The organism is Dyadobacter frigoris (genome assembly GCF_005280585.1).
Classification (GTDB): domain Bacteria; phylum Bacteroidota; class Bacteroidia; order Cytophagales; family Spirosomataceae; genus Dyadobacter; species Dyadobacter frigoris.
The window spans coordinates 127,716-144,740 of sequence record NZ_SZVO01000008.1 but is presented as its reverse complement, the minus strand read 5'-3'; the positions used below and the strand labels follow the sequence as shown (position 1 = coordinate 144,740).

Annotated in this window: 12 protein-coding genes; 2 read left to right on the top strand and 10 right to left on the bottom strand. The window is 42.2% G+C overall.

Annotated elements, in window-relative coordinates:
• Positions 1 to 15: 15 nt before the first annotated feature.
• The 3 genes from FDK13_RS17810 to FDK13_RS17800 are packed head-to-tail and all read right to left on the bottom strand — an operon-like array spanning position 16 to position 2,033.
• Entirely contained in the window at positions 16 to 927 is a 912-nt protein-coding gene (locus tag FDK13_RS17810) for a hypothetical protein (RefSeq protein WP_137341366.1), read from the bottom strand.
• A gap of 9 nt (positions 928 to 936) precedes the next feature.
• Complete coding sequence (locus tag FDK13_RS17805) at positions 937 to 1,512, bottom strand: hypothetical protein (protein WP_137341365.1); 576 nt, start codon at positions 1,510 to 1,512, stop codon at positions 937 to 939.
• A gap of 11 nt (positions 1,513 to 1,523) precedes the next feature.
• On the bottom strand, positions 1,524 to 2,033 hold the full coding sequence (locus tag FDK13_RS17800) for an RNA polymerase sigma factor (protein WP_137341364.1): 510 nt from the start codon (positions 2,031 to 2,033) through the stop codon (positions 1,524 to 1,526).
• A 266-nt stretch (positions 2,034 to 2,299) separates the two neighbouring features.
• Between FDK13_RS17800 and FDK13_RS17795 the strand changes: the two genes are divergently transcribed.
• Entirely contained in the window at positions 2,300 to 2,803 is a 504-nt protein-coding gene (locus FDK13_RS17795) for an RICIN domain-containing protein (RefSeq protein WP_137341363.1), read from the top strand.
• Between the two features lie 3 nt (positions 2,804 to 2,806).
• On the top strand, positions 2,807 to 3,040 hold the full coding sequence (locus FDK13_RS17790; protein ID WP_137341362.1) for a PQQ-dependent sugar dehydrogenase: 234 nt from the start codon (positions 2,807 to 2,809) through the stop codon (positions 3,038 to 3,040).
• A gap of 199 nt (positions 3,041 to 3,239) precedes the next feature.
• On the opposite strand, the gene FDK13_RS17785 is transcribed toward FDK13_RS17790, so the two are convergent.
• The 7 genes from FDK13_RS17785 to FDK13_RS17755 form a co-directional block, all read right to left on the bottom strand.
• Positions 3,240 to 5,351: an outer membrane protein assembly factor BamB family protein gene (locus tag FDK13_RS17785; RefSeq protein WP_229216090.1), complete on the bottom strand. Its 2,112-nt coding sequence runs from the start codon at positions 5,349 to 5,351 to the stop codon at positions 3,240 to 3,242.
• A gap of 144 nt (positions 5,352 to 5,495) precedes the next feature.
• Positions 5,496 to 6,440: a DUF4380 domain-containing protein gene (locus FDK13_RS17780; protein WP_170982833.1), complete on the bottom strand. Its 945-nt coding sequence runs from the start codon at positions 6,438 to 6,440 to the stop codon at positions 5,496 to 5,498.
• Between the two features lie 4 nt (positions 6,441 to 6,444).
• Positions 6,445 to 8,010: a RagB/SusD family nutrient uptake outer membrane protein gene (locus FDK13_RS17775; RefSeq protein ID WP_137341359.1), complete on the bottom strand. Its 1,566-nt coding sequence runs from the start codon at positions 8,008 to 8,010 to the stop codon at positions 6,445 to 6,447.
• 33 nt (positions 8,011 to 8,043) lie between these two features.
• Positions 8,044 to 11,544, bottom strand: coding sequence for a SusC/RagA family TonB-linked outer membrane protein (locus FDK13_RS17770; protein ID WP_137341358.1), 3,501 nt, complete (start codon positions 11,542 to 11,544; stop codon positions 8,044 to 8,046).
• 3 nt (positions 11,545 to 11,547) lie between these two features.
• On the bottom strand, positions 11,548 to 12,543 hold the full coding sequence (locus FDK13_RS17765; protein ID WP_137341357.1) for a FecR family protein: 996 nt from the start codon (positions 12,541 to 12,543) through the stop codon (positions 11,548 to 11,550).
• A gap of 48 nt (positions 12,544 to 12,591) precedes the next feature.
• Positions 12,592 to 13,239: an RNA polymerase sigma-70 factor gene (locus FDK13_RS17760; RefSeq protein WP_137341356.1), complete on the bottom strand. Its 648-nt coding sequence runs from the start codon at positions 13,237 to 13,239 to the stop codon at positions 12,592 to 12,594.
• A gap of 256 nt (positions 13,240 to 13,495) precedes the next feature.
• Positions 13,496 to 16,957: a PVC-type heme-binding CxxCH protein gene (locus FDK13_RS17755; protein ID WP_137341355.1), complete on the bottom strand. Its 3,462-nt coding sequence runs from the start codon at positions 16,955 to 16,957 to the stop codon at positions 13,496 to 13,498.
• Positions 16,958 to 17,025 lie beyond the last annotated feature (68 nt).

Genomic DNA, 17,025 nt, shown 5'->3' with positions numbered 1-17,025 from the left:
TAGGGGCTAGCAGTATTATTTTATTGTCAGATTTCCGAATTCTGCACTGATCTGTATGTTGGCTATCTGATTTTTGGAATAAAATGCATCCTTAAAATCGGTTGTATTGCGTTTCCACTTAAAGCCGTTGGGAAGCTTCATAGTGGTATACGCACTGTTGATATCGTAATCAAATTGCTGCCAGTTTTTTGACAACATGGAGACAACAGCCTTTTTTGATTGAATGGCCAGACTCGTCAAACCGGAAGACGGCTGAATTTCCACATTTCCATACAATGTATTCATCCTGACAGCACCCCCAATATTTTCCAGGCGCAGGTTGGTATGATCACTTGTGAAAGAAAAATCACCAGAAATTTCGATTCCTTTCAGTTCTCCAAATGTGGTTTCAAGCAGTCCTTTTCCCTTGATATTCAGCAGGGTAGTTGTACAAAAATCTGCGTTTAGTTTAAGATTATTCGTCAGTCCCTTCATTTGAATAGTACCAAAGGTATTTTTCAAATCAATAGCACAGGAAGCCGGTAAATGAATGGTGTATCGTGCTTTCAGGTTGGAGAGCGGTTTGCTTTCTCCTTCTTTGAGCAAAATATAATTCCGAAGAAAATAATCCTTCCCGCTTCGGTCGGCAATGTATTGGACCTTGGCCAAATCAGTGGTTGCCGTCGCTCTGTCGGGATGCCTGGCCGAAAGTTCCATTACGATGGAAATTTCGGTTTTATCCCAGGCGATCAACTCTATATCAGCCTTTTCTGCATTAATGTGAAGTGTGCGTATAGCAGGGGCTGCCACGGTTTTCTCAATAGCTTTGGTCGCAACCTGCAACACATTTTGCGCCGTAACCAATTGAGTACCATTTGAAACAACCCAATAAAGGAGGATTGTAAAAAGCGGTATTTTTCGAAAAATATTTTTGTCTGTCGATTTCATAATTTTGTCCTAGATCATCTTAGCCATTTCATTCAAAACCTCTGCCTTTTCCTGCTCCACGATACTAAACTGACGGGTCAATTCAGGCTCTGTATTATAATTCCCCATCGCCTTTTGCAATTCCTGAGTCGCCGACCGCAGCGTTTCATACTCCTGTTTTAAACGTTTGAAATTCTTATCATTACAAACAACCGTTTCTGCTTCACAATACGATACCAGTTTTTCATATTCCTGATCCGTAACAGGTTCTGTTTTGGTTTGTAAACGGGTATCAATTACTTCTTGTGAATACGAAATCTTGGAATCTGTCTTATGGGTATTGTACAAAAAACCTGTAAAACTGATCGTTAGAATCATTGCGGCAGCATACCACCACGCGCTATTATTCTTATAAGTTCCGCTGATTTTATTTTCAATATTATCCCAGATAAAATCAGCCGGTTCCTGCGTGGGAAGACTTTTTAAAGCATTCTGCAAAGGCTCTTCATTTAGCTTCCGGTCAATTTCTGTCCAGATAAAATCGGCTGGCTGAAAAGAGGGAAGTTTTGCTAATGCGTTCTTAAAATTATTTCTATGATGTTCCATATTTTTCAAGATCATCTCTGGGTTAACATGCTGCGTAATTTCCGCTTCGCATGAAATAGCTGCGATTTGGACGTACCTTCCGAAATATTGAGCATCACCGCTATTTCCCGGTGTGTATAACCTTCAATTTCTGCCAGTACAAAAATGGTCCTGAAACCATCGGGGAGAGCCAGAATCGCCGTTTGCAAATGCGCTACATTGATGTCTATTTCTCCCCAGTTAATACTTTCTCCTGTTTCTTCTTCCACATTTTGCCAGATTACGATCCGCTTCTTTTTTGTGGATTTCCGGACAACAATTTGCTTGATCCATGCACCCAGTTTTGCTTCTCCGCGAAACTGGTCCAGATGACGAAAAACTTCCATAAACGAGTCCTGCAACACATCGTTAGCATCATCGTAATCACCGGTGATCCGATAAGCAAGCGTGTACATAGCATTTTTGTAACGATCGTACAAGAGCCGTTGTGCTGTTCTGTCATGTAATAGGCAACCCGTAATCAATTCTGCCTCCGTCGTCATAGGAAGGGTTTAGATGTATTTGTATTAAAGAGGCAAGTTAAGGATGGAATGGTTGTATGACAGGGAAAATTTACTTCGGCCGCCGGCAATAGACTTTCGGCAGGATTGCGCGGATTTTGCTTTTTGTTTCTTACAAATTATTACCGGATTAAGCCAGATCTTGTTTTTATGTTAAATCTGAAAGCCGATTACCGAAAGCCAAAGTCATTTTGCAATGTAAATTTATTCTTGTAACTTCTTGTTTTACTGTTCCTAACAAAATTCTTATGAAAAGGAAATATCTGATTTTGGTTGTACTGTTAACCATTTTTTCGAGTGCATTTTCGCAGAATATCAAAGGAAATTATGCGATTAAAAATGTAAAAACCGGAATGCTATTGCGTGTAAAAGACGCCGCTTCCAAAAATGGAACACCACTCGTTGCCTATAATCCGCAAAACTGGAAATGTATGACCTGGGATTTTATAAACACTGGCGCGAATACATATCAATTGGAAAATTTGCTGACACATAAGACTTTCCAACCACAAACCGCTGCCGCCAGCGATGTTTCTTTGGAAGAACAACCTTTGATCGCCGGAAACAGCAGTCAGGAATACGAATTTATTGTAGTCAAAAAAGACATTTATTTGATTAAATTAAAGGGGACAGACTTATACATTACGCCATCTGATCCGGACGGACAAGTAAATACCTCGATTATTCTTGCTAAAAAGAGAAATACCACAGAGCAGCAATGGACAATTTATCAGCAGTCACCAACATTGTAAGTGATGAAAATAAAATCTTGTATTGTCGCGTTTTGCTTCATTCCGATTTCTTCGAGCGCGTTTATTTTTAAATCTAAAACCGTTTCAGAATCCATTCCAGGGGATGGTTATGTTATCGATACACTAGCCGAAAACCTTCGTGTTCCCTGGCAAATCGCTTTCCTGCCGGATCGAACAATGCTTTTCACCGAGCGTGATGGACGATTAAGAATTTACCGGAATGGAATCCATTCTTGACATTACAATGGATAAGGAAAAAATCATTAGCCAGAATGTGATGTTCAAAAAACGATATGGCCGAATCAGATCGCTTGTGAAAATGATATTGAAAAAATTGCAGATTATATTTTGACAAAAAAAAGGAATCGGCAGGAAAATAAAAAACAGTCCGGACATTTGCGACTAATGTCCGGGCTAATCAAAAGATTTTTAGAGATCAAGGCAATTTAAAAGCCATAATAAATCCGGAAGGATTTTCTTTATTTCCTCCCACAGAAAGTGCCACATACTGTTTTCCGCCAGCCATATATGTACACGCCGTTGCGTTGGCTACGCCAGGAAGGACAGTTTGCCAAAGTAATTTCCCTGTCGATTTTTCAAAAGCCCGTAGTTTTTTATCATTTGTTCCGCTAATGAAAATCAATCCGCCAGCCGTAGCAATCGGCCCGGCAGAACCTTCCTGCCCTGTTTCAGGCCCTCCTTTTTCTTGTAATTTTTCATTATTACCCAACGGAACCTGCCATTCATAATCTCCTGTGGTCAAATTGATTGCGCTCAATGTTCCCCATGGCGGTGTTAAGGCAGGATTTCCATCAATATCCCTGAAATGACCATAGGCTGTCAAATTCAAATATTTGTCTGCACCGGCTTTGGTTTGCATTGTTTCCAATTTTGTCGCTTTCAGAGAATTTTGCTCCTTTTCGTATAAAAAAGCAATAATCCCCTTTTCCTTTCCTTTGACGATACTCGCAAAAGCAGGCATCTTTCCGCCTCCTTTTTTGATTTTATCCAATGCCGCTTCCTTTGTCATCCTGGATTTGAGTGACACCAGTGAAGGATAATTAGGCTCATCTCCATTTTTATCTTTGCCATGACAAGTCGCGCAATAAGTCATATAAACGGATTTTCCCTGCTCAAAAACCGTTTGATCTTTTGCTTCTTTTTCTTCATCCATTTTTTGCATGGATTCAATTTCCGGTGAATCGTTTGATTTAACAAAAAGAACACTCGTCCCGGGATCGTAAGCCGCTCCACCCCACTCAGCGCCACCGCGCGAGCCTGGCAGCATCAATGTTCCTTTTAAATCCGGCGGTGTAAAAAGGCCTTCGTAACGCATCGAGCGGTATTTTTTTACCAATGAATCATGGCCTGCCTCTGAGTAATGTGTTAAATCCTGTTCTCTGAAAAGCTGCCTGGCGAAAGGTTTTGGCTTTAAAGGAAAAGGCTGTGTCGGCCAGGATTTCTCACCGGGAATATGCGAAACAGGTACTTTTCGTTCTTCAATCGGAAATAACGGCTCGCCGGTTTCCCGGTTAAAAACAAATACAAATCCGTGTTTTGTAATTTGCGCCACGGCATCAAGATCTTTTCCATCCCTTTTTACCGTAACCAGATTTGGCGGCGCTGGCAAATCGTAATCCCACAGATCGTGATGGATCGTCTGATAATGCCAGATATATTTTCCGGTAGCTGCATCCAAAGCCACGACGCTGTTTCCATACAGATTTTTCCCCGTTCTGTCCGCTCCGTAATAATCGTAAGACGGCGAACCCAGGGCCAGAAAAACAATACCGCGTTTAAGATCCAGGCTCATCCCCGACCAGTCATTTACGCCACCGGCATACTTATACGCGTCTTTCGGCCAGGTTTCATAACCCGGTTCGCCCGGAAGTGGGATGGTGTGAAAAGTCCATTCCAGTTTTCCGGTTATACAATTGTAAGCACGAATATAGCCCGGCTGGGCTCCGTACAATTCTGAAACTTCCGCGCCCATGATCAGCAGATTTTTGAAAACAATTCCCGGTGAAGTTGGAATTACAGAAATGGTTTCAGGATCATCCCGCAACCCGACATTCAAATTAACATAGCCTCCTTTTCCAAAACTTGAAATCGGCTTCCCGGTTTTCGTGTCAAGTGCAAAAAGTTTATCTCCGCCCGTTACCAGAATTCTTTTATCATTTCCTTCTTCGTAATAGGTCACGCCGCGACTAACACCGCCACCTTCCGCCCCGTCAAACGGATCGAAAGACCAGATTTTCTCCCCTGTTTCTGCATCTACTGCATAAACCCAGTGTTTGGCGGAAGTTGCGTACATTACGCCGTCAACAATGATCGGATTACATTCACTGCTTCCGGAACGTGCGCCTTCTTTCATATCTTTCAAAGCGAAAGTCCAGGCAGGTTGCAGCTGCGTTACGTTTTTTGTATTGATCTGGCTTAGTTTAGAATAACTGGTGCTTTCATTATCCGCTTTATAAATGCTCCAGGTACGGTCATCTTCGGTTCTGGTCTGGTAGGCAACCAAGCCTGCAAACGCAAAAATGAGCATTAATGGGACGAAATTCTTTTTTGAAATCCTGTTCCGAAAATTGTCAGTTTGAATCATATGCGAATGAAAGTAAACTTTGCGGAAAACGTTAGGGAGCTGATTTATTTTACTTTTTGGCTAAGGTTACAAAAGAAACTGATGTAGTTATTTTACTATTTTTCTTGCATAATCAATCAGACCGGCGTTACCAATTTCCGGTTTTAGTTTAAATGGTAATTTCCTTAAAAACCAGGTTGTTTCCCAGCTTGAAGATTCGCCTGGTTTCAGTTCCAGATACGGCCCCTGATGTTCAATTTCAACATAACCAGGATTTGCAGCAGTTACCTCACTGGCAAAAAGTTCGACTTCACCTTCCTTCGGCGCGGTAAGTTCTAAAGGAATATCAGGGAATTTTTTGATTAAAATAACATTATCATTAATCTGCGCCAGCCAGCCTTCCGAACCGTCAGCATAAATCTGTCGATCGCCCTTTACGGGTAATTTTTCTTTTTGGTATTGATAATAAAAAATACCGTTTTTTATGGAAGTTGAGGATAAAAGTCCGCCCCGGGCTTTATCTTTTCCAATCGGAAAAAATGATAGTCCGCCGGATTTTACGCGTGTTACTTCCCAGGGAGCTACTTTTTGATTTTTATCAGACTGATTTGTAATGATAAATTTCAAAATGAAAGAACTGTTTTTCTTATTCCCTGAAATCTCTTTGATAACCCGCAAACCTGTTTTCGGGTCTTTCTGACTAACCATTCTGATGACGTTACCCCGCACAGAAATGTTATACGGTTTGTTGTCAATTTCCGCAGAAGGCGGCCAGTTCCAGGCACTCTGAGGACTGAGCCAAAAAGTAGATCCCCAGTTAAAATCATTAATCGTACTGTCAGTGAGAAAATCCTTTCCATCGATTTTAAGCGAAGTAATTCTTCCACCAAGCAACGGATCAATTTCCATCACCTGATTCTCAATTGTAATAAAATATTTACCGGATTTCTCAACCGAAATAACCCGGTTAAGTTTCTGAGCGCTGACTTCCACAATGAAAATCAGCGCTGTTAACAGAAAAATCGGAATAGAAATTTTACGATTCGGTATCATGATATTAATTCCAGTCATTGGCAATATCGGCCGCCAAGGCAGCATTGGAATTTCGTTCTGCAATCGGAATCGGTAGTAGTACGTGTTTGTCAAGGAACGGACTTTGTCCCAGACTTGCCGGATGCTCCTGATTTAACACTTCTTTGGCAATTCCCCAGCGGTTCAAATCAAACCATCTCGATTGTTCACCCGCCAGTTCAATACGACGTTCTCTTCTCAAAGCGGTCCGTGCTTCAACCTGTGACAAAGTCGTTGCATAATTTTTCGCCATCACACTCGGACGATTTCTTACCTGATTGATATAACCAATTCCGGTGGCAATATCAGGACTGGATTTTTCAATATTCGCCTCGGCCAGCATTAGTAAAATATCAGCGTAGCGCATCACGTGTGTGTTAATTCCGCTCATCGGCGCTTCCGTATATTTTTGATATTCATAAGGTTCGTACTTACGATACCTGTTGCTGTAAAAGTCAAATGGAAACGGAATTGCTCCAGCGGCGCAGGCATCACAATATTCAGTATCACCGCCATTTGCAGTACTTCCGTAATAGGTGTAAGCAGCTCTTGGATCTATGTATCCGGCCGCGCCCGTTTGTGGATCGGCATATTTGTGGGCAGCAACCAACGCGTCAGAAATCGTTACATTTTCCCAATCATTAAATCCATATTCCTGCGCACGGCCTGTGTGGAACGTTTTTCCATCTTCACCTTCGTAACCGCCGAACATATAGTATTGTGTGTTGGCCGTCGTATAAACGTGATTTACAGCAAACAATACTTCCGGCGTGTTGATATTATCTTCGCCAAATAAATGGTCGTAAACCGGATCAAGGGAATAGGTATAAGGCGATTTCGTCAACTTTGTAAGCTCTGTAACAGCCTGATCGTATTTTTTCTGGAACAAATAAGTTTTGCCAAGAAAACCGATCGCGGCTCCTTTGGTAGCGCGACCTAGCTGATCGTCGCTGTATTTAACCGGTAAGTCAGGAATGGCCAGGGAAAATTCACTTTCAACAACCGCCCAAACTTCTGCGACAGAAGCTCTTGGCGCAGCATTAACTTTCGATTCGTCATAAGTCATTTTCAATGGTACTTTTCCCCAATTTGTTACCAGATTGAAATAAGCAAAACCACGCAGCCAATGCGCCTCAGCGATATATTGCGCCTTCAAAACTTTCTCGCTGTCGTCCACGGGTTCCCAGCCATCCATCACTTTCAAAGCAAGATTTGCCCTGAAAATCATCCGGTAAAGAGAAGCCCAAAGGCCCACGATGTCATCATTGTTATTGGTAAAACTGTAATCTGTCAATTGCAACTCGGTACCAACCAAGGCACTTGACCTTTCCGCTTCGTTCGCCAAAAGATCGAAAATGAAATACCATTCCCGCGACATCATACCCATGTGACTAAACACCGTATAAGTTGCTATGATCGCCTCATTGAACTGAACCTGGGTTTTGAAATACGATTCATCTGTATAGGTGTTTTCATTTTTTACGTCAAGCAAGTTATCGCTGCATCCCGATAGCAATACCATGGTGAATAGAAATATTTTTATCCTTTTCATTGTTGTTGTCTTTTGAAAAACCTGAATATTATGTTAGAATCCCAGCTGTATACCGAACATGAAAGTTCTTGGCTGAGGCACCTGACCTGTATCAATCCCTCTTCCGAAAATAAAACTGCCACTGCCCGTTACTTCCGGATCGTAACCGGAATAATTTGTGAAAGTGAAAAGATTTTGCGCCGTTACATACAACCGGATGCTTGACAAAACATTGCCAGTCAGCGGTTTAATTTTAGAACCCGGCACTGTATAACCCAAAGTCACGTTTCTGATCCTTGCATAAGCTCCGTTTTCAACAAACCAGGAAGAATTTCTATTGTTGGCAGCTGTACCGTAATTCTGTCCGGCACGGGCGATATCAGTCACATCACCAGGATTTTGCCAGCGATTCAATACCGTTGTTTTTGTGTTAAAAGGAAGGGCAATTCCCTCCAGGTAGTACTTCGTTCCGTTGATAATATCCACGCCGGTTGTCCCTTGCAGAGAAGCCATGAAATCGAAATTTTTGTAGTTAAGATTGATATCCATTCCAAAAGTCACCTTAGGAATCGGACTTCCAAGAAATGTCTGATCAGCTTCTGTAACTTGTCCATCACCGTTTACATCAGCAAAAATTCTGTCGCCCGGAAGTAAACCAGCCTGATATTCCGTGGTTGCGTCTCCCGTTTTCGCACGGGCAATGGCGTTATATTTTTCAATATCTGCCAGGTCAATCGCTACGTGATCATATTTGTAGCCGTAAAATGCTCCGATCGGATGTCCAACTTCCGTACGTGACATCGGAGGAACTGAATAAAACGCTCCGCTGATAATGGGAACGGCACCTTGTGTTCCCAGAGAAGTCACCTGGTTTTTATTGTAAGCACCGTTTACATTAATGCTGTATTTCAAGTCTTTGGCCGTTCCGTTATAACCTAATGTTAATTCAAAACCTCTGTTATAAGCAGATGCCGCATTAATTAACTGACTACTTGATGCGCCGCTGACACCGCCATAACCTGTGGACAAGGCAACCGGCACATTCACTAAAAGATCCTTATTTTTTCTGTTATAGTACCCCGCGCTCAGACTTAGTCTGTTTTTGAAGAAAGTCGCATCCAGACCAAAATCCATGGTTGAAGTTTCTTCCCATTTCAAATTCGGTGTAGACGGAATAGCGATAGTTGCTCCGTTAACCAAAGTTTCCCCAGGCCCCAGAGGATAAACTACGCTGTTTCCTGAACCGGTCCAAACAGTGGATTGGTAAGAGAAACCGGCAATATTGGAATTACCCGTTTTCCCCCAGCTTGAACGAAGTTTCAGATCAGAAATGATGGGAACATTTTCCATAAATTTCTCATCCGAAACTCTCCATCCTAAACCCACAGAAGGAAAATAACCGACGCGGTTGTCCTTGCTAAAAAGGGAAGTTGCATCACGTCGTCCAGTCAGTGTAAGAATATATTTTTCTTTGAAATTATAATTTACACGAGCGAAATAGGAAATAAATCTGGCATTGGAATTCGCCAGGGCAGAACTTAAACTAACTGTTTTGGCAACGCCGATCTGATGAATTTCCTCATTGGCAAAATTACTTCCAACCAATCCGACAGAGCGTGACAAGCCACCGTCTCGGTAAGAATTCCCAGCGGTCACACCGATATTATGTTTTCCAAATGACTTATTATAAGTGAAGTAGTTTTCAAGAATATAACTCAAACTATAAGCATAACCTTCCGAAGTCTGCGCTTGTGTAACCAGCTGATTTCCTGCATAAGTCGGATTATAGGAATAATTCTGATTGAAATTAAAGGTTCCACCAAACTGCGAACGGAACTTCAAATCTTTGAAAATGTCAATCTCAGCGAATAATTGCAGGTAATTGTTCAGGCCTCTTGCTTTGGTGTCGTATAGATTTGGAATGATCAGAGGATTTTGAGAATCATTTCCATCCAATGCACTTGTGGCGATTCCATATCCACCCAATTTATTAGTTGGATCCAGAACAGAAATGTAAGGCGGCATTCGCAATCCTCCCAAAATATCCGAAGTTTGTCCATCCGTAACATGGTATCGAACATTTAATTGCTGACCCAGTTTGATTCTTTTTCCAATATATTCCTCTATGTTGAACCGGAAATTGGTTCTCGTGTAATCCATTTTCTGTACCTGACTTTCCTGTTTGGTGTACCCGACAGAAAAACTGTAATTCACGTGCTCCGTCCCGCCGCCAATGTTAATATGGTGCTCCGTGATTTTCGCCGTGCGAAACATTTCTTTTTGCCAATCGGTTTTGGTGATATTGGCATCGGCTGTGGCCAGTCTTGGCGGTAATGGCTGACCGTAATTGGTATACCATTCTTTCACCAGATCTGTATACTGCTCAGCATTAAGCATATCGAATTGTTTCCATGGTCTGGAAATTCCGAAATAGCCGTTGTAGGTAATTTTTGTTTTGCCGTTTTTTGGCAATCTTGTCGTCACAACAACAACACCATTTGCACCCTGTGCTCCATAAATTGCGACCGACGAAGCATCTTTCAAAACACTGATGTATTCAATATCATAAGGACTTAACGAATTGAAAATCGTCGCATCACTCTGGATACCATCAATCACATAAAGCGGTGCCGCACTGGTAAAAGAACCTGTTCCCCTGACAACGATCTGCGCGCCGGAACCAGGCACGCCGCTGTTATTAATCACCTGAACACCAGCAATTTTTCCTTGAAGTAATTGTGAAGTATTACTCACACCCACATCTCCAAAATTCTTTCTACCCAAAACACCAACCGAACCGACGAGGTCTTTTCTGGATTGTTCTCCATATCCGATTACGACAAGTTCTTCCAGCGCATTTACATTTTCTGTCAGTACAAGATCGACGGTTGATCTATTGCCAACCGGCACTTCCTGACTTTTAAAACCCACAAAACTGAAAATCAGAATTGCCGATTCATCATCCACGAAAATCTGGTAGTTTCCGGAAATATCTGTTGTAACACCTTTGTTTGTACCTTTTACAACGATGCTTACACCCGGTAATCCATCACCTTTCGAATCGAGCACACGGCCTTTGACCGGAATTACAACAACTTGTCGCTCAGTTGAATTTTTATCTTCAACCGCATTTAGTGGCAATGACTGAACTGGTTCACCTGGTGTTTTATCTGTTTCTGATGGTTGTTCAAAAGCGGTCTTTTTACCTGATTTCTTTACAATCAGATATGTACCTTTTCCCGATCTTTTAAATTCAAGATTGTTTGGATTCAATAATGCTTCGAGCCTTTTTTCAAGCTTTTCGTTTCCGGATTCATTAGCTGAAGAAATTGTAATTCCCTGAACCGTCGATTCTTCAAAAACGATGTTAACCTGGTATTTACGGCCAAGTTGGAGCAGGATATCTTTTAATTTCTGAGCTTCGACGGCTGGTTTATGAGCTGGCGGCTGACTCACAGTTTGTTGAGCAAGAACAATGTTTTGGGCCATACTGATTCTGCTTAACACAAGTGCCATCAGAATCAGCCCTGTTCTTTTCAGGTATTTGTTTGACATAAATTAAGGAAGTTTAGGAGTAGACAGTTCTATAATATCTTCTTTCTGAGTAATTTCTATCCGCATCAGTTCTGATAAGATCTGCAACAAATCATCAGCCTGTTCAGCTTTGTAAATGCCGGCAATTCGTTTGTTTGACAGTAACGTATCTATTATACGTACTTTGACATCAAACTGCTCCTGAATCTGTAAAGCGACATCAGACAGCCGGGTATTATTGAAATAAAAAGTCTGGTCTTTCCAAGCTGTGTACGGGCGGGCGTCTACTTTTTCTACCAGATTGAACGTCCCGTTTGGAGATGAAACAAAGAGATTTCCCGGTTTCATGTACAACTGTTTTCCTTCCGGAAGCCTGAGTTTCACTTTCCCATTTTTCAGAAAAACTCGTTTTCCTCTTGCTCTTGAAAAAGCAACGAACTCAGTTCCAAGCACTTCAATCTGATAATCCTTACCCATTGACACAATAAACCGGTCATTATTTGCCGTATGCGTCACTTTAAATTCGGCTTCCCCGCTCAGGAAAACTTCTCTGGTATTATCACCAAAGCCAAAACGCGGAACAAGCAATGTAGAATTTGAATTTAAGATTACTCGCGTACCTTCTGAAAGACAATACGTTGCAGTCTTCCCGGCAGCAGCTTCATAAGCTTTGTAGAGAATTTGCTTTTTGAAAATAAAGCAACTGACCAACGTTATACAAGCAGCCGCTGCAAATGATTTCCACCTGCTAAACTGAAATTGGCCGGTGGAAATAACTTCTTGAAGCACATTAGAGTTGTCTTGATTTTTTCCATTTAAAACCGATTGGAAATTTGATAATGCCGTTTCGTGGTCAGGAGAAAACTGCGGATGTGCACTCTCCCATTCGTCCAGACACTGGTAATAAATTTCCTGGTTAGTAGCGTCCAACAACCATTCTTCGATCAGCTTTCGCTGTATGGATGTGGTTTTTCCGTCAAAAAAATCAAATAGTAATAATTTGATGCGTGATTCCTTCATAAGTTGAATTGATACTGAGGTAAAGAGGAAGTGCTGACTTTCTGCCGTTTATTGATAGAGAAGAAAAATCAGTATCCAGTGCGCGGACAATTCTTTTCTCAGTCTGACTAAGGCACGACTTACCAATGCTTCCACAGCTTTGGCGCTGATTTTCAATTCTTCTGCTATCTCGCTGTATTTTTTCCCTTCAACCCGCTTTAACAAATACGCTCTGCGGCATTGGGGCGGCAAATCCCGTATTATGTTTTCGATTTTTTGGTGAAGCTCGGTATACTGAAGCGCCTCGTCCGGATTTGGACTATTTGATGTCTGAATAAAATCTTCTGCGGCATGAGAAAATTTCATTTGTCCTTTCAAATAGTTAAAGGAGCGGTTTCTAACGGATTGATAAAGATAGGCCCGGTAAGAAGTATTGACCTGTTTGAAAATCTGGTTTTGCCAGAAAACGGTAAAAATTTCAGAAACGATATCTTCAGCTACTTCTCTGGAATGGACAAACCGGATGGCGTGATTACAAAGATTGACATAGTATCTTCTGAAAAGCAGCTCACAACCTTTTTCAGGATCTAAATCAAACTGATTTCTCAGCAGCATTTCGTCATCGGTGACGACAGTTTCTACCGTGATTTTATCAAATGTTCCGGAAACATTTCCTGATAAATCTTCATTAAAACCATTTAAAGAAAAAGCAGTCATCTGGGGTGGTTCAAGGTGCCGTCTTACTAATACACCAACCAGACAATTACATACTACTTTTCCCTACACTGCAAATAATAAAAAAGTAAAAATCTTTTAAGCAGAATATATTAACACACCAAATGAACAAATGCCAAATATTCATATAGTACATATTTACGCATCCTATAAAACGATAAAGAGCTATTTTAAATCAAAAAAAGCAGAGGTCAGCCCTTTTGAGCTAACCTCTGCTTGTCAATCGAGTTAAATATTTTTATTTTCCCATAACCAATCGGGTCTGGGCTGGACCATTTTGTGCATCTTGTAACTGAACATTTAATGAGCTGTCTTTAAACAAACTTCTGTTTACAGCAAGTGTAATAGTATGAATACCCTGAGAAAAATCTGCTATGGCTCCACTTTCAGCAAGTTTTAGCGGTTTTCCATCCGTCCAGGCAGTAATTCCTGCCGTCGAACTAAATGCCAGATCAACATTTCCCTTCGTCAGTACTTCAATTTCAAATCGTACGAAACTGTATTTTTTATCGGCACCTGCGTCGATAACAGGTAAATCTTCAAGGGGCAAATCACCCGCAACTTTGCTATAAACAGGCTGGAAACTTATTTTCGATTTATCCTTTACAACATACCCGGGGCCTTCGGCCAGAATCCTTTTCGCTGTTTCTTTACTTGCTTCTACTGTATTCCATCGGCGTACAAATCTTGTCGTCGGAACACGGAATTTGCCGGATTCTCCCATTTTCGAAAGAAAACCGATCAAATCAACAAACTCCTGTTTATCCAGGCTGGCAGTTAATCCTGGAGGCATCAGAGAGCCCGGCACTTTTTCCATCAGCTGAACCTGACTTTTGGCAATGGAAACCTCTTTGCCCGTCACATCACGAATCACAATTTCCGACGCACCATCGCTGGCAAGATACCCCAGTAATTCGCTGCCATCTTTCTTTACAACACGCTTTAAATCATAGCCTTCCTTAATAGATAAACTTGGATAAAGCACAGAACGAATAATGGTCTCAACGGGAGAACTTGTACCCAAACTGCTTAAATCAGGACCGATTCGGCCGCCTGCACCACCAATCGCGTGACAAGTTGTACAACTTGTACCGGCCCTTCTGAAAATAATCTCTCCCTTTACAGGATCAGCCTGATCAGTGACCACTTTTGCCAGACTTGCAATCTCCTTATCATTCAGATCCTGTTTCATATTCTGAACCGGTAAGGTTCCACCAGAAGCTTCCAATGCTTTATTCAATGCTGTGATCTGATCTATTCTCTGACGGTTCCAGCCAGCGCGGGTTTGAACAAGCTGCCTTCCTGTCTTCGCTGCTGCTTCCGGAATCTTTTTTGCCGCAATAGCATCTGCCAAGGCAGATGCGCCAAGATTATTTGGAATAAATGCCATGAAAAGATCAGTAACATCCGCATCCGCAGGTAAAGTGCGCATTAGTTCCGTAGCAGTTTTCGCCCCTTCCGCAGGATTTAAAGCTGCAAGCTGTGCCGCAGAAATAATTCGCACTTCGGGAGTATATTTAGGACCCGTCATTTCTATCATCAGCTTCATCGCCTTCTCCTTGTCAATGGATGCCAAAGCGCCTAATGCAGCTTTTTTAGTCGCAGGAGTTCCGGTCTTAATCAGACCTGTAAGGCGATCGTTTAATGTTTCCAGTTTCCACAAACCCGCAAGACGGATCGCGCTCAAACTAACGGCTTCATCTTCATTTCCAATAAAATCAGCAACGCGTTCCGGATTTTTGTCTGGTTTTGCTTTCCGCTGACGGGCAGCATCTTCCAAAGTTGCTAACTGAGGAGTTATATTTTTATCTTTATTTTCAACAGTTAAGTCAAGCAGCATGTTCAGATCGGCAGTTTGTCCGGATTTGGCTATTGCGTTAAGCACATCTTTTTGATATTCCTGAGGCACCTGTCCTTTTCCATATAAACTGATCAATTGTGTAACCGCTTCTTGTGAACTCAAAGATTTCAGAGCATAAACCGTCTTTTTAGCGTCGCCCAGATAATTTGGATCCGTTTTCAGCCTGGCCATCCAAACCGGCTCTAATTCACGAACCGTCTGCCAAAGTGCATAATCGAGGAACTCATCCATTTGCAAATCCAGAACAGAAAGTGCAGCACGGGCAGCTTCCGGTGTTTTCGTTTTGCGAAGGTCAATAACAGCTTCCATACGAACCTGAGCATGTTTATCTGTCACCGCTTTGGCAAGAATGCCTGGCACATTATTAATTCTGGTATACCAGAATCCCAGCGCACGCAATCCTGCCGCACGCGCATTGTGACTTTCTGCATTGATCAGACTTAGTAAAAGAGGTTCGTTAACAGTATCCAGAGCCTGGAATACCCACAGAGCTTCCAGCAAATTGTGTTCGTAATCCTTATCCTTTTTATCCAAACCATTTACCCAGGCGCGTAAAGCCGGAATTACTTCTTTGGCTCCACGTTCTTTTAATACTTGTTTTACGTTTGTGCGGGTAAGTTCTTCCGGTACTTTCAGGGCTTCCAAAAGTTCGGCAACAGGTGCTTTATTTAATTTTGGCACTTTTACCAAAGGTCGGTTTTTAGCGGTAATTTTCCAGATACGTCCATGTTCCTGATCACGACGCGGGTCAAAAAAATCTACCTCACCATGCTGAATAATCGGGTTATACCAGTCGGCAACATAAATTGCTCCATCAGGACCCACGTTAATATCAACCGGACGAAAAGCGATATCGTCCGTCCACATCAAATCTTCCATTTGTTTTGAAGCATAACCGCTCCCCTGTTCTTCAAGTTTGAAGCTATTGATCCGGTTTGCTCTGAAATCATTAGCAATCATTCTTCCTTGCCATGCATCGGGCAAATGTCTTCCTGAAATTACATCCAGTCCACTATGTTTTGGCTGACCAGGGTTTAATCCTCTAATTATTCTTTCTGCACCTTGGGCGGCAGCAAATGCGGCGCCTGGAAATGCATAATTAATACCTTCACCACCAGCGCCGTCGGTCAGGAAGGATTGGCCCCACCGGTCAAACTGCAATCCCCAGAAGTTAATACCCCCGCGGGCGTAAACATCTATTTCCAATGTTTTTGGATTTAACTGCCATACCCCACCCGCTTCCAGACGTTTAGTTCCAAAGGGTGTTTCAACGTGGCTGAAAATATAGATCGACTGATTAAAATACAACTTTCCTTCCGGTCCCCAACGAAAAGTATGGATCAAATGATGCGCATCTCCTGTTCCGAAACCGTTCAGGATTCTGCGCTTTTTATCCGCCTTTCCGTCACCATCCGTGTCAGAAAAATGTAAAATTTCCGTTGAGTTAGCCACGTAAACGCCACCGTCACCGGGCAGAATCCCTGTTGGGGTTGTTAAACCTTCTGCAAAAATGGTAGTTTTATCAGCCTTACCGTCACCGTCCGTATCTTCAATCACGAAGATTTTGTCATTAGCCACTTCTCCTGTTTTCAAGTGAGGATAAGCGGTACTGCTCACAACCCATAAACGGCCATCAGCATCCCAGTTCATTTGAATAGGTTTTGCAACAAGTGGTTCGGCTGCCCAGAGTGTTACCTCAAAACCGTCGGCTACCTTGAAAGACGCCAGTTCTTTCTTCGGATCCGGATCTTCATATACATTTTTTTGATTTACCGATGAGGTCATAAGCAGGACAAGCGGCAGAACCATTATCCCGATAAGTAGTTTTATTGCTTTCATATTTTTTTAGCTGTTGGCTATTAGCCGCGCGGCGAACCGTGGTTAGCTTTTAGCCTTGTTTCGCCTGA